This window comes from Agarivorans sp. D1326 (assembly GCF_056958115.1).
In genome coordinates this window covers 317,686-337,016 of record NZ_JBTWEN010000005.1, presented here as the reverse complement: position 1 = coordinate 337,016, position 19,331 = coordinate 317,686, and the positions used below count along the sequence as shown (strand labels likewise).

General features: G+C 44.5%; 19 protein-coding genes. 6 read left to right on the top strand and 13 right to left on the bottom strand.

The window, feature by feature from the left end; all coding sequences use genetic code 11:
• Positions 1–2: 2 nt before the first annotated feature.
• Positions 3–305, bottom strand: a complete 303-nt coding sequence (gene ureA / locus ACYFDN_RS12340) for an urease subunit gamma (RefSeq protein WP_016403121.1) — start codon at positions 303–305, stop codon at positions 3–5.
• A gap of 20 nt (positions 306–325) precedes the next feature.
• Entirely contained in the window at positions 326–1,210 is an 885-nt protein-coding gene (locus tag ACYFDN_RS12335; protein ID WP_016403122.1) for an urease accessory protein UreD, read from the bottom strand.
• A 449-nt stretch (positions 1,211–1,659) separates the two neighbouring features.
• Between ACYFDN_RS12335 and urtA the strand changes: the two genes are divergently transcribed.
• The 5 genes from urtA to urtE all read left to right on the top strand — a co-directional run bounded on the left by urtA (position 1,660) and on the right by urtE (position 7,321).
• Positions 1,660–2,889, top strand: coding sequence for an urea ABC transporter substrate-binding protein (gene urtA, locus ACYFDN_RS12330; RefSeq protein ID WP_246612339.1), 1,230 nt, complete (start codon positions 1,660–1,662; stop codon positions 2,887–2,889).
• A gap of 157 nt (positions 2,890–3,046) precedes the next feature.
• Positions 3,047–4,654: an urea ABC transporter permease subunit UrtB gene (gene urtB, locus ACYFDN_RS12325; protein ID WP_483511349.1), complete on the top strand. Its 1,608-nt coding sequence runs from the start codon at positions 3,047–3,049 to the stop codon at positions 4,652–4,654.
• A gap of 3 nt (positions 4,655–4,657) precedes the next feature.
• Positions 4,658–5,863 carry an urea ABC transporter permease subunit UrtC gene (urtC, locus tag ACYFDN_RS12320; RefSeq protein WP_016403125.1) on the top strand — a complete coding sequence of 402 codons (1,206 nt, stop codon included), beginning with the start codon at positions 4,658–4,660 and terminating at the stop codon, positions 5,861–5,863.
• Positions 5,856–6,614, top strand: coding sequence for an urea ABC transporter ATP-binding protein UrtD (urtD, locus tag ACYFDN_RS12315; protein ID WP_483511346.1), 759 nt, complete (start codon positions 5,856–5,858; stop codon positions 6,612–6,614). The genes urtC and urtD overlap by 8 nt, the downstream gene beginning before the upstream one ends.
• Before the next feature lie 11 nt (positions 6,615–6,625).
• Positions 6,626–7,321, top strand: coding sequence for an urea ABC transporter ATP-binding subunit UrtE (urtE, locus tag ACYFDN_RS12310; RefSeq protein ID WP_483511344.1), 696 nt, complete (start codon positions 6,626–6,628; stop codon positions 7,319–7,321).
• Between the two features lie 113 nt (positions 7,322–7,434).
• On the opposite strand, the gene ACYFDN_RS12305 is transcribed toward urtE, so the two are convergent.
• From ACYFDN_RS12305 to ACYFDN_RS12265, 9 genes are all read right to left on the bottom strand, one after another.
• Positions 7,435–7,803, bottom strand: coding sequence for a hypothetical protein (locus ACYFDN_RS12305; RefSeq protein ID WP_040307490.1), 369 nt, complete (start codon positions 7,801–7,803; stop codon positions 7,435–7,437).
• Positions 7,804–7,892: 89 nt separating this feature from the next.
• Complete coding sequence (locus ACYFDN_RS12300; RefSeq protein WP_152782987.1) at positions 7,893–8,225, bottom strand: immunity protein Tsi6 family protein; 333 nt, start codon at positions 8,223–8,225, stop codon at positions 7,893–7,895.
• 200 nt (positions 8,226–8,425) lie between these two features.
• Positions 8,426–8,659, bottom strand: coding sequence for a hypothetical protein (locus tag ACYFDN_RS12295; protein ID WP_016403128.1), 234 nt, complete (start codon positions 8,657–8,659; stop codon positions 8,426–8,428).
• 145 nt (positions 8,660–8,804) lie between these two features.
• Positions 8,805–9,617 (bottom strand): ion transporter, encoded by an 813-nt coding sequence (locus tag ACYFDN_RS12290; protein WP_152782989.1) that lies wholly within the window; start codon positions 9,615–9,617, stop codon positions 8,805–8,807.
• Between the two features lie 69 nt (positions 9,618–9,686).
• A complete protein-coding gene (locus ACYFDN_RS12285) occupies positions 9,687–10,409 on the bottom strand; it encodes a response regulator transcription factor (RefSeq protein ID WP_483511343.1) in 723 nt (240 codons plus the stop codon).
• Positions 10,410–10,577: 168 nt separating this feature from the next.
• The gene (locus ACYFDN_RS12280) at positions 10,578–12,002 is read right to left on the bottom strand and encodes a hypothetical protein (RefSeq protein WP_483511341.1); all 1,425 of its coding nucleotides are present in this window, start codon (positions 12,000–12,002) and stop codon (positions 10,578–10,580) included.
• Between the two features lie 262 nt (positions 12,003–12,264).
• Positions 12,265–14,244, bottom strand: coding sequence for a hypothetical protein (locus ACYFDN_RS12275; protein ID WP_483511339.1), 1,980 nt, complete (start codon positions 14,242–14,244; stop codon positions 12,265–12,267).
• 26 nt (positions 14,245–14,270) lie between these two features.
• The gene (locus tag ACYFDN_RS12270; protein ID WP_483511338.1) at positions 14,271–15,038 is read right to left on the bottom strand and encodes a hypothetical protein; all 768 of its coding nucleotides are present in this window, start codon (positions 15,036–15,038) and stop codon (positions 14,271–14,273) included.
• A 223-nt stretch (positions 15,039–15,261) separates the two neighbouring features.
• Entirely contained in the window at positions 15,262–16,410 is a 1,149-nt protein-coding gene (locus ACYFDN_RS12265) for a hypothetical protein (RefSeq protein WP_483511337.1), read from the bottom strand.
• A gap of 323 nt (positions 16,411–16,733) precedes the next feature.
• Between ACYFDN_RS12265 and trhA the strand changes: the two genes are divergently transcribed.
• A complete protein-coding gene (trhA, locus tag ACYFDN_RS12260) occupies positions 16,734–17,363 on the top strand; it encodes a PAQR family membrane homeostasis protein TrhA (protein WP_016403136.1) in 630 nt (209 codons plus the stop codon).
• 24 nt (positions 17,364–17,387) lie between these two features.
• On the opposite strand, the gene ACYFDN_RS12255 is transcribed toward trhA, so the two are convergent.
• Together ACYFDN_RS12255 and ACYFDN_RS12250 are read right to left on the bottom strand one after the other, a co-directional pair.
• Positions 17,388–17,798, bottom strand: coding sequence for a hypothetical protein (locus ACYFDN_RS12255; protein ID WP_483511335.1), 411 nt, complete (start codon positions 17,796–17,798; stop codon positions 17,388–17,390).
• Positions 17,799–17,871: 73 nt separating this feature from the next.
• Complete coding sequence (locus ACYFDN_RS12250; protein ID WP_483511333.1) at positions 17,872–19,311, bottom strand: MBL fold metallo-hydrolase RNA specificity domain-containing protein; 1,440 nt, start codon at positions 19,309–19,311, stop codon at positions 17,872–17,874.
• Between the last annotated feature and the right edge of the window lie 20 nt (positions 19,312–19,331).

The following is a 19,331-nucleotide window of genomic DNA, read 5'->3' as shown; positions in this document are numbered from 1 at the left end:
GCCTAAGGGATTGGGTTATGCACGGTGACCAGTTTGGTGCCATCGGGGAAGGTGGCTTCCACCTGCACTTCGTGCACCATTTCAGCAATGCCATCCATTACATCGTCACGGCTTAGCAAGGTGCGTCCCCAGCTCATTAGTTCGGCAACACTGCGCCCTTCGCGCGCGCCTTCTACGATGCTGGCCGAGAGATAAGCCACGGTTTCGGGGTAGTTAAGTTTTAGCCCTTTGTTTTTACGTCGCTCGGCGACCAAAAAGGCGGTGAACAGCAATAACTTGTCTTTCTCTCTTGGGGTTAATTCCATGTCTGCCTCGTAGTATTAAATTAAGTATTCCAAATTCGGGGGCGAACCGCTGGGTGACCAAGCGTAACCGGGCGAATAAGCGCCCAAGCCGCTTCAAACTCTTGCCTTACTTGCTCGGCGTTGTCCCCTAAATAGCGCAAAATGATAAGGCCGCGCACTAATGTGATGCCCACCTCTGCGCACGCTAGTTGTTCGCGTAAATCTTCTAATAACTGCTTTTGGGCTAATTCGCTGAGCAAATCTACTGTGGCTAACATGCAGGCGTATACGTGTTTGCCAGCCAAGGCTGCTGGGTTAGCAGCAGTATTGGCGTTATCGATGCGGGTATTCTCAATCAGCAATGGGCGCTGTTCGCGATATACCTTGATAGATTGCATTAACTCGCCGTGGTCAAAGTCTTCGTCACTGGCTTTACGGCCTAAACAAGTAATTTCCCAAGCGATAAGTTGAGCATTACCTTGCAACATGAAGTGACTGTCTAAGCGACCTTGCGCGCCATTAAACACAATGGTTTCTGGCGGCAGCCACTCTAAGCTGCTGTTGTCTTGTAAATGAAATCGTTGCTCTTGGCGTTGCTGCTGGCGCGCCAAGTTAGAGCGATACAATTTGCCTGATGCTGGCGTAGTGAGTACCACTTTACTGCCAGCCAAACATTCCACATTCATCAGCAGGTGATCACCCGCCACCAAGCCACCGGGTGGGTGTAATAAATACACATGGCAACAATCTGGTGCAGCCAGCTCTGGGTGAAAAGGGCGTTGTACCCGCAAGGGGCCTTGGCTTTGGTTTAAGGTTAAGCGAGTTTTATTAGCGATAGGGGCAAAGCCCAAATCAAGGGTGGCTACCCAACCTTGCTTAATGGGAGCGTGCGAATTGCTGCATGCGGTTTGCTCTTGCTGACTCACTGTTATCCTTCTTTCATGGCTGGAAGTGAATTTTCCTCTGCTTAATAGAGCAAGAACTAAACCAGTTTTATCGAGCTAACCTAAGAGCGGCTCCTATTCAAAATAGCGCAAAATCAGCAGCTTGGGGTGGATCATTTTGGTGCGCGATAGCCAAATTGGTGCGTTTGTTTGGTGTTTGTTTATTGTACGATCATTTTGGTGCGTTTATTTGAGGCAAACGCTCATGTTTTGTGCGTCGAATTACTAATGATATATAAATCATTTCATTAAGTTATTGTTTTTAATTGTTATTTTCTACTTGGCATAGTCGATGCTCTAGCTACCTTAGCATTGCATGAGGTACCGCATGCTCTAAAGGACTATAAAAAATAGGAAATATAGCAATGACACAACATAGCAAATGGAAGAAGATCGCAACGGTTGCAAGTGGTGTAGCACTTGCCTTCTCAATGAATGCAGCCCAAGCCGCAGAAACCATTAAAGTAGGCGTATTGCACTCGTTATCAGGCACCATGGCTATCAGTGAAACAACACTGAAAGACACCGTGCTTATGATGATTGAAGAGCAAAACAAAAAGGGTGGTTTATTAGGTAAGAAGCTAGAACCTGTAGTGGTTGACCCAGCATCTAACTGGCCTTTATTTGCCGAGAAAGCACGTGAGCTACTAGATAAAGAACAAGTAGACGTTATCTTCGGTTGTTGGACTTCGGTATCTCGTAAATCAGTACTTCCTGTAATTGAAGAGCTAAACGGTATGCTTTTCTACCCAGTACAGTACGAAGGTGAAGAAAGCTCTAAAAACGTATTCTACACTGGCGCTGCGCCAAACCAGCAAGCGATTCCAGCGGTTGATTACCTAATGGAAGAAGAAGGTGTAGAACGTTGGGTACTAGCCGGAACCGACTACGTATACCCACGTACCACTAACAAAATCTTAGAAGCTTACCTTAAGTCTAAAGGCGTAGCTGAAGCCGACATCATGATTAACTACACGCCATTTGGTCACTCTGATTGGCAAACTATCGTTTCTGATGTGAAGAAATTTGGTGGTGCAGGTAAGAAAACAGCGGTTGTTTCTACCATTAACGGTGACGCAAACGTTCCTTTCTACAAAGAGCTAGCTAACCAAGGTATTTCGGCTGAAGACATTCCAGTAGTTGCTTTCTCTGTAGGTGAAGAAGAGCTATCTGGTTTTGATACTGCTCCTCTAGTAGGTCACTTAGCAGCTTGGAACTACTTCCAAAGCGCAGACAGCGAAGCTAACGAAGAGTTTATTGCAGCTTGGAAAGCCTACACTGGCGACGACAAGCGTGTAACTAACGACCCAATGGAAGCAACTTACATTGGTTTCCAAATGTGGGCTGAAGCAGTTGAAAAAGCCGGTACTACAGACACCGATCCAGTGCGTGACGCAATGTACGGTATCACTGTTCCTAACTTAACTGGCGGTTACGCAGTAATGAACACTAACCACCACTTAACTAAGCCAGTGCTTATTGGTGAGATTCAAGCTGACGGTCAATTCGACACTGTATGGCAAACAAGCGGCGGCGTAATTGGTGATGCTTGGACAGACCACCTAACTGAATCTGCGACTATTGTTGCTGATTGGACTGCCCCAATTAAGTGTGGCAACTTCAACATCAAAACTGGCCAATGTTCTGGTCAAAACTACTAAGGAACTGTTGCGCTTTTGAGCTCAACAGCCCAAAAGACAAATAGAACCTAGGTACGCGTAAACAGCTAAGTGCCTACGGGCACTTTTTAAAAGGCGCGGCTGAGTAATATCGGTAGCGCCTTTTTTTGTATTGAATCAATCAAGAGTAGGGATTGTTTTGAGCATATACATATCTCGCTTCGCACGCTTGTTGGCCGGTGTTTTACTCATGCTTTGGGTATTACCAGCTGCAGCAAGTGATTGGGAGCAGGCAGTGCAGGCCTTAACTGCAAAAAAAAATAATCAAAAACAACAAGCCATTGAACAGCTAATTGCTAGCGGAGACAAGCGTAACAGCCTGATCTTCGAAAGTTTATTAAGTGCCAATCTGTACTACCAAAAATCCGATAAAAAAGTGGTAGTAGCGGTAAAAGAAGGCAGCCTTTATAACTTAAGTTCTGTGGTTGATGGCGCTGATTTAGGTAGCGTTAAAAAATCTCTTATTAAGAAAATCTCGGTTAACAACAAAATTCGTCGACAGCTTCGCAATGGCTTGGCGCTTATTGGTTTAAATGCCGATGAGCCTAGCGCTCGAATAGCTGCGATTCGTTCATTAATGAATACCGCTGACCAATCTCATACGCCGCTTATCGAGCAGCGCCTAGTTGCCGAGCAAGATGAAAAGGTAATTGCCAAACTTAAAGAAATGCAGGCGATTATTAATCTGCAATTTGGCGAAAATGCTGAGCGTTTAGCTGCGGCCGAGCTACTGGCAGGTCAATTAGACCCTGCCTCTCGTAACGTATTAGTTAAGCAGCAAGCTAGCGAGCAAGAGCCTCAAGTATTAGCCGCCATTGATAAAGCCATTGCCACTAATGATCAGCTGTTACAAATAAACAGCGTGGCCGAGAACATCTACTTTGGTTTGAGCTTAGGTGCGGTACTGTTGTTGGCAGCGGTAGGCCTTGCGATTACCTTTGGTGTGATGGGCGTGATTAACATGGCCCACGGCGAAATGATCATGCTGGGTGCTTACACCACCTATGTGGTGCAGCAATTAATGCCAAACAACATTGAATGGTCGTTGCTGGTGGCAATTCCTGCCGCCTTTTTAGTGTCTGGTTTGGTAGGTGTATTAATTGAGCGTGGCGTGATTCGTTTCTTATACGGCCGCCCGCTAGAAACACTATTAGCCACTTTTGGTTTAAGCCTTATTTTACAGCAGGCGGTTCGCAGTATTTTTGGTCCGCTAAACCAAGCGGTAATTACGCCTCAATGGATGAGCGGCTCGCTAGAGATTAATGGCGTATTGTCTCTTACTTACAACCGTCTCTACATCATCATCTTCAGCTTTATGGTAGTGGCACTACTGTGGACCATTTTGCGTAAAACCTTCTTTGGTTTGCAAATGCGTGCGGTAACTCAGAATCGCCCAATGGCCAACTCTATGGGTATTCGTTCAAGCTGGGTAGACGCCATGACCTTTGGTTTAGGCTCTGGCATTGCCGGTATTGCTGGTGTGGCTTTAAGTCAGTTAACCAACGTGGGACCGAACTTGGGCCAAAACTACATTATCGATTCCTTCATGGTGGTGGTATTTGGCGGCGTGGGTAACCTATTTGGCACAGTGATTGGCGCACTTACTTTAGGTGTGGCGAACAAGCTAATGGAACCGTTTGCCGGTGCTGTATTAGCCAAAATCTTGGTTCTAGTGTTCATCATTCTATTTATTCAAAAACGTCCTCGAGGCTTGTTTGCCTTGAAAGGCCGTACGGTGGAGGACTAAAGCATGCCTAAGTCTGTATTAGTTCGATTTTTAGTGAAAGACAAAGTGGGCAACGCCATGTTGCTGGCCTTGTTATTGTCGGCGATTTTAGTGCCATTAATGAGTTTGGCGCTTAGCCCCGAGAACCCTTTGCACCTTAGTTCTTACTGGGTAACCTTGTTGGGTAAATACCTATGTTATGCCTTGCTGGCCATTGCAGTGGATTTAGTGTGGGGTTATTGCGGTATTTTAAGCTTGGGTCACGGTGCCTTTTTTGCATTGGGCGGCTACGCCATGGGCATGTACTTAATGCGCCAAATTGGCGACCGTGGCGTGTACGCTAACCCAGAATTGCCAGACTTTATGGTATTCCTCGATTGGTCGGAATTACCTTGGTATTGGCTGGGTTTTGATATGTTCCCCTTTGCCATGTTGATGGTGTTTTTAGCACCGGGTATTTTGGCCTTTATCTTTGGTTACTTGGCCTTCCGTTCGCGAGTAACCGGTGTGTACTTGTCGATAATTACCCAAGCCCTTACTTATGCGCTGATGTTGGCATTTTTCCGTAACGACATGGGCTTTGGTGGTAACAACGGCTTAACCGATTTTAAAGACATTCTAGGTTTTAGCTTGCAAGCAGATTCAACCCGAGCGGTGTTGTTTGCCTTAAGTGCACTGGCCTTAGCTGGCGCTTATGTATTGTGCCGCTGGATTGTCAATTCAAAACTTGGTCGAGTATTAATTGCCGTGCGCGACAGCGAAAGCCGTACCCGTTTTATCGGTTACCGCGTAGAGCGCTTTAAGCTGTTTGTGTTTGTGGTTTCGGCCATGTTGGCTGGGGTAGCTGGTGCTTTGTATGTGCCGCAAGTGGGCATTATTAACCCTGGCGAATTTGCGCCGCTTAACTCCATCGAAAGTATTGTTTGGGTAGCCGTTGGTGGCCGAGGCACTCTGTTTGGTGCGGTATTTGGTGCGCTGCTGGTTAACTTTGGTAAATCTTGGTTTACCGGTGCATTCCCAGAGCTTTGGTTGTTCTTCTTAGGCGCTTTGTTTGTGGTAACGACTTTGTGGCTACCAAAAGGCGTGGTGGGTTTGTATGGCAGTATCAAAGCTAAGTTGCAAGAAAGAGCAGCAACTAAGGTAAGCACTGCTGCTGTAACTGAGCCAACTCCAGCAACCGAGAAAAAAGCCGATAAAGCCGATCCAGCGGAGGGTGCAGTAAATGCGTAGTGTACATATTCCTCAAGACACCATTTTGTATGTAGATGGTGTAACCAAAAGCTTCGATGGTTTTAAAGCCCTAAATAGCTTGTCGTTAATTTTAGAGCCAGGCCAAATGCGCGCAATTATTGGCCCCAATGGTGCTGGTAAAACTACCATGATGGACGTAATTACTGGCAAGCTTCGCCCTGATGAAGGCACGGTATTTTTTAATAACGATATCGATTTAACCCAGCACGACGAAGCCGAAATTGCCAATATTGGCATTGGCCGTAAGTTTCAAAAGCCCTCGGTAATCGAAAATCTAACGGTATTTGAAAACCTCGAATTAGCCTTGGCCGGACGCCGTAGTGTGTTTGAATCTTTGATGCATAAACTGTCTTCTAGCGACAATAAACAAATTGGCGATACTTTAGCGCTGATTCGTTTAGCAGATAAGCAAGAATGGTTAGCTGGCTCTTTGTCGCATGGTCAAAAACAGTGGCTAGAGATTGGCATGTTAATTATGCAAGAGCCGCAGTTATTGCTCATTGATGAACCCGCCGCCGGTATGACCGACGAAGAAACCGCCCTCACCGCCGAGCTGTTTAAAGAGCTGGCTAAAAAGCACTCTTTAGTGGTGGTAGAGCACGACATGGATTTTGTAAAAGCACTAGATTGCCCAGTAACGGTATTGCACGAGGGTTCGGTATTGGCCCAAGGCACCCTTGAGCAAGTGCAGCAAAATCAGCAAGTCATCGAAGTTTACTTAGGGCGTTAGGAGAATAAATTATGCTAGAACTTTCTCAAGTGGATAGTCATTACGGGGCTAGCCAAGCGCTTTACAATGTAGGCTTAAGTGCCGAGCCGGGCAAAATAAGCTGTGTACTCGGGCGTAACGGTGTGGGTAAAACCACGCTGCTAAAAGCGCTAGCGGGTCAGCAAAGCATTAGCGCCGGCAGCATTATGTTTAACGGTAAAGACATTAGCAAAATGTCGGCGGCGCAACGTGCTAAACAAGGCATTGCGATTGTACCGCAAGGGCGTGAGATATTTGGTCAACTAACGGTGCTGGAGAATCTTAAAACTGGGTTTTCGGTATTGCCTAAATCGGAGCGTTTTATTCCCGACGAAATTTTTCGCTTGTTCCCGGTGCTAAAGCAAATGCTGGCGCGCCGCGGCGGTGATTTATCGGGTGGACAGCAGCAACAATTAGCGATTGCGCGCGCTTTAATCATGCGTCCTAAGTTGTTAATGCTAGACGAGCCTACCGAGGGGATTCAGCCCTCCATTATTAAAGACATCCAAAAGGTATTGGCACTACTGCGCGATCGCGGCGAAATGGCGATTGTATTAGTAGAGCAGTATTTTGATTTTGCTGTAGCGCTTGCCGACAACTACACCGTATTAGATCGCGGCAATGTTGTATTGCAAGGCAGCAAAGACGAAGTAGATGAAGCCGATGTAAAACGTTGGATGAGTGTTTAGATCTTAACTCGCGTTAATGATATGGCCGCTCACTAGAGCGGCTTTTTTTGTGCTGGTTCACTTATCAAGGATTCATTTTGTAACCGTTAGCTGCTTAGCGTGTTTATTCTTTTTTAAGGATAAAACAGAAGCTGTATAGCTAAAGTTAAATATACGATGCCACAAGTAGTTATATATAGTGTGGCTATATAACCCTTTTTATCATATTTCTTTTCAGTGTATCGCCCCTGAGAGCCACCAACAAAAAAGCCTCTTCCTGACATTTTTAGATATACATTCACAGATAATAAAGTGAGTATGAATGTAATTACGGTTAACGCTATAAAGTTCGGCATTTTTCCATACTTGTCATCCGCTATATTGCCTAAAAAAAATTGCAAAAAAGATATCCCGAAGTTTATCAATAGTAATATCCAAGGCCCCTTTTCTCGGCGAGAAAAGATGTCAAAAAAGGTTGTGTCTTCCTCTTTATTACTACTCATTATCTAGTATTTCCTTGCGATGTTGGCCCTACGAGTGCTCTATATTTTTATCTTTGTATTAAGCGTCAAAATTATCTTTAACATATTTTCTATTCCTTAATGTTTCCGTGTTCATCTACTAACGGAACCTCTTTACCTTTTTCCATATATGACGCTATAAAATAAGCCTTTGTTAAAGCTGTGCTATATACTTCGTCGTTAGGAGATATCTCTCTAACTGCTATATGCCCAATATTTATTTTGGACAATTTCTCCCCCGAAGACTCACCTGAAATACAATCATTTATATAGTTTAACTGATTCATAATATACTTATATAAATCTGAATTTTTGTAATTGCTATCTAAGCGATTGTTTGTAATAGCTATAGCTTCATCTATCCAAAGTTTTTTTTGTTCTTCCGTCATGAAATTATTGGCCATAGTATTTCCTTGAATCTAAATCGAATGCATCGGGATCTGTAGTAAATATTGAAGGTCTCCACCTTTCGTATTTAATAGCATTGTTTAAATATTGCAGGGTTTCGGAGAAGTATTAAAGGATATTATTCGTTCAAATGGCCACAAGCTAGCTCTTGATTATTAACTTGGTTATGCCGTCGCAAACTTTAGGCCATTAGCAGTTAATCGAGGTTCTTAACCTTAAGCCTTTCTTCATCATTCACTGCTTTTGCTCGCCGCTCACATGCGCCGGATTTGCAGTTTTGCAGGCAAAGCTTCCATAGCACGTGCTTGGCTTCTGGCTGTATGTCGGCCAAGTCATTTATACAAATTGCTCCCTGAGCAAGCAATTGTTGTAGCTTATCTACTGAGAGGCTTAGCTGGATCCTTGGTGATGTTGAAGAGTGATGTTTCATGGTAATGTCCAAACACTTGTTGCGAATAGTTATCATTAACTATCATTTGGCTTGGAGCAAGGTTTTGTTTGATGTTTGCTCGCTTTTACTACTTGGAGTAAAAAGCTCAAGGGCTTATCTACCCTCAAGCTTTTTTGTTAAGTCACTATTTTTGCTGCTTAAGCAGCGCTTTTATCTCGCTTAGCTCTTGCTGTAACTCTCGCAGGCTCGGCTCGTTGGTACCTTCGGCGAGGCTTTTTTCTTCACGTACTTTAGCGTGTTCTTGTTCCATCACATTTACCACAATGCCAATCACCATGTTAAGAAAGGCAAACGCCGACAGGAAGATAAAGCTAAGGAAGTAGATCCAACTTAGGCTGTATACCTGCATGGTTTCGTACATTACGTCGGTCCAATCTTCGAAGGTCATCACCCGGAACAAGGTGAGCATGGAGATGGCAATGTCGCCCCACAGTGTTGGGTTAATGGTTTCGAATAAGGTGCTGCCAATGGCGGCGTAGATGTAGAAGATGATGAACATTAGCAGCATTACGTAACCCAGTTGCGGCAAGGCTTTAACCAGCGAGGTAAGCAAGATACGCAGCTCGGGAATTATAGACACCATTCGCAGTACCCTAAATACCCGAATTAGGCGACCAACTATAGCTAGTTCAGAGTTTTCGATAGGGACTAGGCTTACCAATACAATTAGGGTATCGAAGACATTCCAGAAGTTATTAAAGAAGTGCTTTTTATTGGGCTCGGCAATAAAGCGAATGCTAATTTCGACCACAAAAAACAGGGTGATGAGGTAGTCGAGTATGATGGTGGCAGTAATAACTTTAGGCGGCAGCGAGTAGGTTTTTGCGCCAATAAGTAAGGCTGAAATTAAGATCACCGAAATTACAAACAACTCAAACAGCTTGTTACGTTTAAGGCGTTCAAATTGGGTTTGCAGGTTTTGGCTATTAGTGTTCAATGTTTGTTACTGCGGTGTTATGAAATGCTGTTAGCAATTTTGCCGCATACTGGTCGGCGAACTCAAGCACTAGATGAGGTGATTTCGTACCGCAAATAGCACCATCTCCATTGGGCTGTGTAATTCTAGCTGGGCCATTAAGCGATACTTGTGTGACTCAACGGTGCGCGGGCTTAAATTTAGCATTTTTCCAGCCTGCTTTGCTGAATAGCCTTGAGCCAATAATGATAGAACCTTAACCTGCTTCGGACTGAGCTTAAGAACCTTATGGTGATCGGCGGTGCGGGAAGGGGCATTTTCACTTACGCTACTTAGCACTTTGGCGTGTTGCCAGTGGCTAAGCCATAAGTTACCAATAAGTTTTAGCTGTTCAATATCTGTCGAGGGTTGTGAGCAATTACAGGGTGTTTTTTTAAACATGCTTGATGCCAAAGCGCCCCAGCGCTCACCGTGTAGTGATAGCGGCACAATATAGTGCAAACACGCTCCTTCTTGATACAGCTTTTGCAGAACAAAATCATTGCTAGAAGCTAACTCTACTTCACTAAAAAGAACTGGCTCTTTGGCTTGCTCTACCTTCTTTAAGTAGTCTAGGTGTTTATCGTTGTCGTCTATATAGTCATTAATAGTTGCAGGATTTAACCAGTCAACTGCATGATGCAAGGTGTTTTCTGCATTCACTAATATCATTGAATTAGGGAACAAAGTAACGCGATCTAACCCAAAAAACGTTAAGGCTGGGCCGGCTAAGTGTTGCCAAACAGTGGTGAATTGGGCAGGACTTGTCTGCATTAGCTGCTCTGATTGCTCAAGCAACAATTCTTCGAAAGGAGTTCGAGGGTGCTTTGTTTGTGACATTCTGTCTATTGGTGCATTGTTGGGAATAATTGTTTTATCACTAAATAGTAGCAAATCTTCAACTGATGAAGGTCTGCTGAGACCTTCATCAAAGAAGACGTTTTAGAAGTAACACTGTTCTACAGATTCAACTACCTGCATAGCTTGTTGTGGTCCGCAGCTTATGCTGTAAGTGCCATTTTCATGGAGAGTTGTTTCAATCCATAAACCGTCACTGTCATGCTGAGTAGCCACTTGTTGGCCTTGGTTAAAACTATTTTTGTGGCGAGTCCAGCTATCGGCTTCGTAGTTATCGGTGTTTTCAAAATCAGTAGATATGAAGTTAAGCACGTCTAGTTCACTGCCATCAAGCTGGTCGATATTACCATATAAGCCAATCAATGAACTTAAACCGAGCGTTTCATAGTTGTTGTATACATGGTAGGAATAGGTGGCCAAATCACCATTGCTATCGAATACTTTGGTATGGGCAGTTTGGTTGACTAAAGCTTGTTCAAAACCTCCGGTAAAGCAGTCAAGTTGTTCTGCTTGAGTATCTTGATATTGATTGACTACAGCATAGCGAGTAGGACGGTTTTGTTCGTAAAACTCGTGAGTGTTACACAGCAACATATTGTCTCGCTGACGAGATACATCGTGAGTAATTTCATACTCTATCTGTTCATTGCTATGCATTTCCATGCTTGAGTAGCTCATCATTTTCCCTAAAACTTCAAGGTCTGGGCTCATTGCATTTACCATTCTAACGTTAGAGTTATCGTAGGCGACAAATTCCTCGCGGTACCAAGCTTGAGCTTCATTTTCGTCGTCAAACCATTTACCCAAGTAATACTCTACGTATACGTAGAAAGCATCGGGGTAGCTTTGGTAAAGGTCTGCTGTGTCCTCATAAGACTTTTGCAAGCCTGGCACGAGCTCTTGAGCGAAAGCATGTAACTCAGCGTTTTCTTCCGCGATATAGTCACTGTAAAGCTCTTCTACGGTGATGTTGTAGCGACGAGCTACCCGCCATTCTTGTTCCTCTAAACGCTTGGTTATATCTTCCTGCAAACTGTAATTGGCTTTTAGCTCTGCACAAGTAGTTGCTTCACCCATCTCAACTAACTCAGCTTCAACGCTGTTCCATACTATGCTGGTTAGCGGTGTAGTCGCTTTGAGCTCATCTTCACTGAGTATTGCAAAGGCAGGTGGATAACTAAGTTGGTAAGCTTCCTCTACTTCACCATAATCGCTATCAATCGCGCCTACTGGTACATCAATAATTATTGGGGCATAGTCTGCGCAATCTGCATCGCTACCAGTTAAAGCTAGGTCGTACTGGCCGTTCTCGTTGGTTAGTGCGCTAGGTTCGCCAGCATCTAATTGGCCGTTGAAGTTAATGTCGAGAAAGGCAGTTGCTCCGCTAATATAACCATCGATAGCGAGACCAGATAACTGGGTATTACTAGGGGTACTATCATCGCCTCCGCCACCACAAGCGAAGAGTACGGTGGTGGCGAGTAAACTAGTGAACAGTCGTGGGTACATATTAATCCCTCATCATGTAGAAAAAGTCCCTAAAAGCTAGTTCAAACTCTGTTTATAAATACGAGCAAATAAACAGGCTTGGTTTGTCACAGGTTAAGTGTTCTAAGGACACAATAGGCTCTTGAACGAGCCGACTTATCATTACAGAAATGAGCGCCTTGCTATACGGTAAATCTACTGCATTTCATGGAAGGGAAAGAGTATTTGAATGGTCTATCAAATGAAACTGCCGCTCTATAGAGCGGCAGAGTCAGTTTAACTATTACTGAATTTCAGTTTCACTATTGGCTTCTGCCTCATGGTCTTCTTTTTGCGCTAGCGCGGCTTGAGCTTTGGGCGCGTCTAGGCTTAGTTCGCTGCTGCGGTTGGCTAAGCGCTCTGGGGCCGATTCAGCTTTCATTTGCAGGTTAGAGCTATTGTATTCATCTACTACTTTACGCTGCTCGTCGTTCATAGCAGCGGTGCCTGCGCGGTTGCCAATGCTGTGCATTAGTTCGTGATGAAGTTCGTCGGCTAAGTTCTCGTCACCATGCATGGTCATAATATGGCGAGGGAACATTAAGTTAGTGCTACCAATGCCAGCAAAGGTAGAGCTAATTACTCGCGTAACAAACAAACGTGGCTGAATGGTTGAGGTGAACACGCTGGTTTCTAGGCTAGTGCTGTCGTTATACCCTTTACCAAAGGTACGCGTATCTTCTTTTACCGTGCCTTTACATTTGAAGTAAACCAAGCTTGATTCAAACTGAATTTCGCTCCAAAACGGATGGCTTAAGTTGCTCAGTAAACGGCCAAAAATGGCACAAATGGTGGCAGCCACTAATAAGGTAAGAATGGTAAAGAAGCTTTCAATGGTAGTTTGAACAAACGCAGGTCCGGTTTCATCATCCAGTAGCTCAAACACCACACCGTCGAAGAAGCTGGTGTAAGTGGTTAGCGGAGTGAGTGCGTAAAACACCAATAAGCTGGCGATTAGCAGTAAAGCCTGAGCCAAACTGGTTGAAGCAATACGCATCTTTTTGCTTACTGGTTCGTCGTTTTTCTCAACAGTTTTTGGCTGAGTTTCTTGAATCAGTTCACCATCAAATTCGCCATTGTTAGGATTTTGGCGAGCACTCAAAGGTTTATAAACACGGTTTGGCACCTTTTTATAGCGACGACGCTCCATCACTTGGTGGGTAAACTCGTTGAATATATCCATTGGGCGAGCACCTACTTCGCTGGTGCGAGGCAGTTTGTCGGTGATCTCGGTTGTTGGGTTAGCTTGTTTGGCACGCAAGGCGGTTAAACCCAATACCAAGGCACAGCTAATTACAGAGAAGACAAAAATTAAGCCTAACCAGGTAGAGTTGCTATAGCTGTTGTAGGCCAGATCTAGCATTTGGGTTGCCCAAGTCATGCCTTCGCTTAGCTCTGCTTCTATCTCTAAACCACGTAGTTGAGCGGCAATAACATCTTGGTACTGGCCTAGCTCGTAAGCAAAGAGTTTGCCTAGAAGCATGTTAACCAGTACTGGCACACTTACACACACCGCCACCATTTTAACAAAGCCAAAAGCGCTTACGGTTTCGATACCACGACCTAAGCTGCGGTTAAGTGGGCGGCCAGCTTTAAACCATACTAAGGCTACGTAGCAGAGTAAGGTAAAGGCAAAAAATGGCATTAAAATAGTAGCTTTATCGCCAGCTAAACCCACCGACGTTACAAAGCTTAAAATGGCAAAAGCAAATAGCGCCACTAAGGTTTGTACTAGTGCTCCAACAATGCGCTGCGCCAAGTTTTGAATTGGGTAAGGCACAAAAGTGATTTTGGGGAATAGGGTGTGCAGCATTCTGGCTACTAAACCCACGGGTTCTTTAAAAGTGTAGTTTTTACTGCCCACCAACATCGATTCAATTTGTTGTTGGTCGTAGGCTACGTCGCGTTGTTCACGCTTAGCACTGTCTTGCTCAGACGTTGCATGGTTATAAGACAGTGAAGTAGGCGCTGAGCGTCCCACGTAAAAACGCATTACCTGCATTAAGCCACGCCCTAGTGTCCATAGGCCGTTGGCCATTAACACAAAGCCGATGATGGCGAAGGTCCATCCAGTAATTGGGTGGGTTTGCACTGCACTCGCTACGTTTAATAATGAGAGTAAACCTAGCAGCGCTGTGATGCCGCCTCGAATGGCACGCAGCGTGCCTTCAAAGCGGAAGGGATTGCGGATCCCTAAGTCGAGTGAGCCATGTTCAAAAGACATGTTAGTTCCTTAAACGATATCTTGGATTAAATAAGTGTTTGGTAGCCGTCGGCGTCGGTTTTAGGTTCTGCACTTGAAGAGCCAGAAATAGGGGACGGTGCTGCCTGGGTGGTATTGGCAAAGGCAGTGGTTAACTGTTGTCTTATGGTTTGGCCAAAAGCTAAGCGCATCTTATTGCGTAAGCGACCCAGAGGAATGCCAACAAATAGTTTGCTGAGAATAAAGCCAACAATCGCGCCCATAAACGCCCAGCCATAACTTACGTTGTTATAGCGTGCTGCCTCAGAAAAATTGGCAATTAAGTGCGGCGTATCGATCAATATATAAGGCATTGATTGAAAGAACGACGCTATCCCATAGCGACTGATACCCGATCCCGCCCAAAACGCACACCAAGCAAACAGTAGTGCCAAAAAGCCAGTAATTAGTGGGCTCCATTTTTCTAGTTTTGCGGCAAAGCCTTGTAGCGGAATAATGCGTTTGGCTGCCGTAAGAAGGTTTACTTGCGTGGTATAACCCAAGAAATCATTGGAGTGAAGGAAGTAGCCAAAACGAAAAGTTTTCTTGGTTTTTTTGTCTTCGCCCCATAGGGTTGAAATATGCTGGGTGGTTGGTGGAATATCAGGCTTAAAATCGACACCCATTGTTTCCACTTTGCCATTGTTGTCTTCTAAATATATGTTGATTCCATCACTAAAGTGTTTAGAACCACCATAGGTTTTGGTTACTGAAATAATATTGAAGTCATAGTCATTTTTACCCACTCTAATGGTGGTTGGGTGAGATGTTTCCATTCTGTTCTCGCTACTGCAATTGGTCTAGTTAACTCAAAATATGGACGGTAAACGCCCACCAATGCAGATTTTGCGGGAAGAATATTACACTAACAATGCGCTTAAACTAAAGATTATTATAATATTTAAAAAAATGTCATTGCTTTGATTTATATGATTTTTGCTTGATATTATGGCTGTATTGTTGAGCTCTGCATTAGCATTTACGCAGTGAAAAAATTTGTTACTTATCTTTGGATAGGCAAATGTGCTGACGCAACAACTCAGCCGAGTCGGCTGCATTAGCTTGGCAAACAAACAAGCCTATTTGCTCATAACCACCCATCATTTGAGTTTTAGGTAAAAACTCAAGATACAAACCACAGCCCGGCCCATTGTTGATGATCATATTGTAGGCAGGCGGAATGCCCATTTGCTCCATGAGATGAAGAATAGCTTGTATGGCTTGCTGCATTCCTTCCACCAATTGTTGCTGCTCTATGCTGTTGAGCTGATGCAAGTAGCGTTTATCGCTGTCTTTCACAATTAGCAGCATGTCTAAAGGTCGCTTCATAAAATACGGTACGATTAGCTGCAATTCGCCATAGTCTTTAACCAGTAACTCGCTGGGGTTCTCTTCCAACATGTAGCGGCTAAAAGACTTGTTGTGGCGTTTTCTAAAGCGCAAATTATTGAAGAAATGTTGCGGCAAAATGTTGCTATAGGCAATTTGCTGGTGGCCATGTACTAAAGAAGCACCAGCTGTAGCGCCAAAGTTTTTGATAATAGATACATAGCCACTTACTACGTCTTGATTCACTTTGGTTTCAGAGCGCGCCATAAAGTCGGTGGGTTGGCATAACAGATTCTTTTCTAGGTTTGCTAAACGCTGAAAGCTAATCAGCGCATCGGAGAATGGTAGGTTATGCCAATCTTTATCGTGTAGCGAAGAAGTCCACTGCAATAGATGAAAACCATAGGATGCACGGCCTTGGTGTTCTGGGTCTTGGTGGAGGAAGTAGTCGGCGTTTTCTAAAGGAATATCTTCGATAGGGTGAAAAATGGGGTAGAGGTTTTTGTTGATAAAAGTAAATCCCTCGCTGTGCTCGGTTATGTCGAGAATATCGGCGCTTTTCCCTTCACAAATAGGGCAGTGCTCATCTTCTTTAACTGCAGTAGGTTTCGCTGTGGTGTGAACCCTTTTAGCGCGGGCAGAGTTATAAATCACTAAGTTACCGTTGCGTGGATCAATTTGACAAACGCCGTCTGGAGCAAACTGCTTTAGTTGTGGATCTTGGCTAATGTTTTCTAGTAAGTGATGAAATTGAAGCTGGTCAAGATCTTCACTTAAGGCAAGCGATTTTGCTAAGGCAAGAGGTAACTGTTTGCTCATTGACGATCCTTGTTTGCTTAATCCAAAAAGAAATAAGTAAGACTTGCACGGCTATTTGATTATAGGTGATGAACTTGCGACGCGCGGATTAATGCTGCTTGCTTGAAACAAAAACTGGCAGCGCTTGGTCTTTGCATGTAAATGGAAAGTAAAACACTAAAAGTGGAAGCCTTTCTGAGGCTTAACTAAGTGAGTTTAAGCCTTAAAAGCGCTGCTTTGGTTAAAGTGAACCAGCTTGTAATAAAAGCATTACAAATTTTCAGTGTACAAGTGTACGCTGAAATAATAAGCTGGTCGGCGACTTGTTAAATTTAGGTAACAACATGCAGGCTGCAAAGCACTACAGCGCGAAAGAAGAATTACTAAATGTAGTTTCTCACCTCATTGGTTTGCTTATCTCTGTGGTGGGTTTGTTTATGTTACTGAGCAAAGCCGAAGGCCTAACTGAAGTGGTGGCTGTAAGTATTTATGGTGGGTCTTTAGTCTTGTTGTTTTTGGCTTCTTCCCTTTACCATGCGGTTAGCCATAGCGCATGGAAGGCTGGCTTAAAACTGTTTGATCACTCTGCGATTTATCTGCTAATAGCTGGAACGTATACACCAATATTGCTGGTGTCTTTTGACGGTTGGTTATCGCTAATTTCGATGATTGTAATTTGGACGCTAGCGGCTTTTGGCGTGGGCTTTAAGTTGCTCACTGGCACCCGTTTCCCCAAAGTATCATTGAGTACTTACTTGGCGATGGGTTGGTTGTCTTTGGCTTTAGCTTATCCCATGTATCAGCATATTGCGGGCGAAGGTTTATGGCTATTAGCTGCCGGTGGAGTATTGTTTAGCGTAGGTGCGCTGTTTTATGTGGCCAAGCACAAACCTTACACACATGCTATCTGGCATGTCTTTGTTGTTGCAGGTTGTGCTTGCCATTTTGCTACGGTGTACGGCTATATTGTTTAGTGCTTAACGCTGCCAAGCCCGATATTAATAATATGCCTCGCCTACCTTTTGGCGATAAACCACATGTTGTTCGCCATCGGGATCTTGGTACACAAATTCATCTTCACTAATCGAAATGATTTGGTCACACCATTGTGTACCAACTGGCAAAATTTCTGGGTGGGATGTTCGGCTGATGGTTAAACAAATCGTCGTGCCCAAATCGCCAGAAACCTCGTAACGGCCATCTATTCTAAAATCAGCAATGCTGTCGGGAAAGGTTCCCCAGCTGTTAATGGTGCCGTCGGCATTGTACTGGTCGTAACCCCAAATGGATTGGCCTTGATCTTCAGAGCTTCCCCACAAACCAATTAGCGAATCTGGATTTATTGTATCTTGGGCATGCAGCAAGCCGCTGGTTAATAAAAAAGGCAGTAACAAAATAGATAATTTCATGCTTGTACCAAGCTAATACATTTAGTTACTTTTCTATCAGTTAAGCCTTGAGTGGTCAAATACTTAGGTTATTTTACTCTCCAAGCCAAACCAGTTCTGGCAAGGCGCTTAAATCCAACTTGTCACCCTGTTTGGCCGCAAGCATTGCGGCGGGTTGAGCAAAAGAAGCTTGAATGGCTGCCAGTAGATCTTGTTGTACTTGCTGTTCTCCATGCACCAGTATTAGTGGAGGAGCGTTATCGAATTGTTGGTACCAGTGGATCAATTCGGCTTGGTCGGCATGAGCAGAAAGCCCCCCAACCGTGTGCAGCTTGGCGGCAACTTTAACCGGTTTGCCGCGAATAGTGAGATAGTCGGCCCCATCTACCAGCATACGCCCAGGGGTGCTAATGGCTTGGTAGCCACAAATAATAACATCGCATTCGGGCCGCCATAGGTTGTGCTCTAGGTGGCAGCGAATACGCCCGCCATTACACATGCCGCTACCAGCAATAATAATTAAGCCTTGGCTTATTTCGTTAAGCTCCATGGATTGTTCGGTACTTTGAATAAACTCGACATTCGACAAGAGTGGATGCTCTCCCGGATGCTGCCGAGTAAAACGTTTAAAATCATCATCCATTACTGGGTAATTGTTGATATATACCTTGGTGGCCTCTATGGCCATGGGGCTATCTAAACAAATTCGCCAGCGTGACAGATCCCATTGTTTGGCATAGAGATGAAATAGATAGAGCAGCTCTTGGGCGCGCCCTACCGAAAAAGCAGGCAATAGAATATTGCCCTGGCTACCGCTAATTGCTGCTGCAAATATTTGCTCCAGTTCATCGATGGTTTGCTGCCAGCTGCGGTGTAAGCGATTGCCGTAGGTGCTTTCCATCAATACTAAATCGGCTGTTTTGATAATTTCTGGATCATCCAAAATAGGCATGCCTTCGCGGCCTAAGTCACCACTAAAGACAATTTTTTTGCGGGTGCCTATTTCACTTATCCATAGCTCAACAATGGCCGAGCCAAGAATATGTCCAGCGTCGGAGAGCTTCAGGGTAAGCTGAGGAAGTACTTCGATACTTTCGCCATAGTTGAGTGGCTTAAATTGCTGAATAGTTTGCTCTACGTCTTGTTCATCAAACAAGGCTTGCAGTGGCTCAAGGCCTTTTTTTAAACGCTTTTTATTAAGCCGTTCGGTATCGCGCTGCTGCAGCATGGCGGCGTCTTTTAGCATAATGGCACAAAGTTCTGCCGAGGCTTTATGAGTATAAATAGGGCCCTTAAAGCCAGACTTTACTAACTGCGGTATTCTGCCGGAATGGTCAATGTGAGCGTGGCTAAGAATAACCGCGTCAATCTGTGAAGGCTCAAATTGGAACGCATGGTAGTTGCGCATTGCATCGGCTTTGCTGCCTTGAATCAGCCCGCAATCTAATAGCACTTGTTTATCGTTTACCGTAAGCAAGTGGCAGGAGCCGGTAACTTCTTCCGCTGCACCAAGAAACTGTAAGGTCATGGTCATGATATCAGTCCCTCATTCAA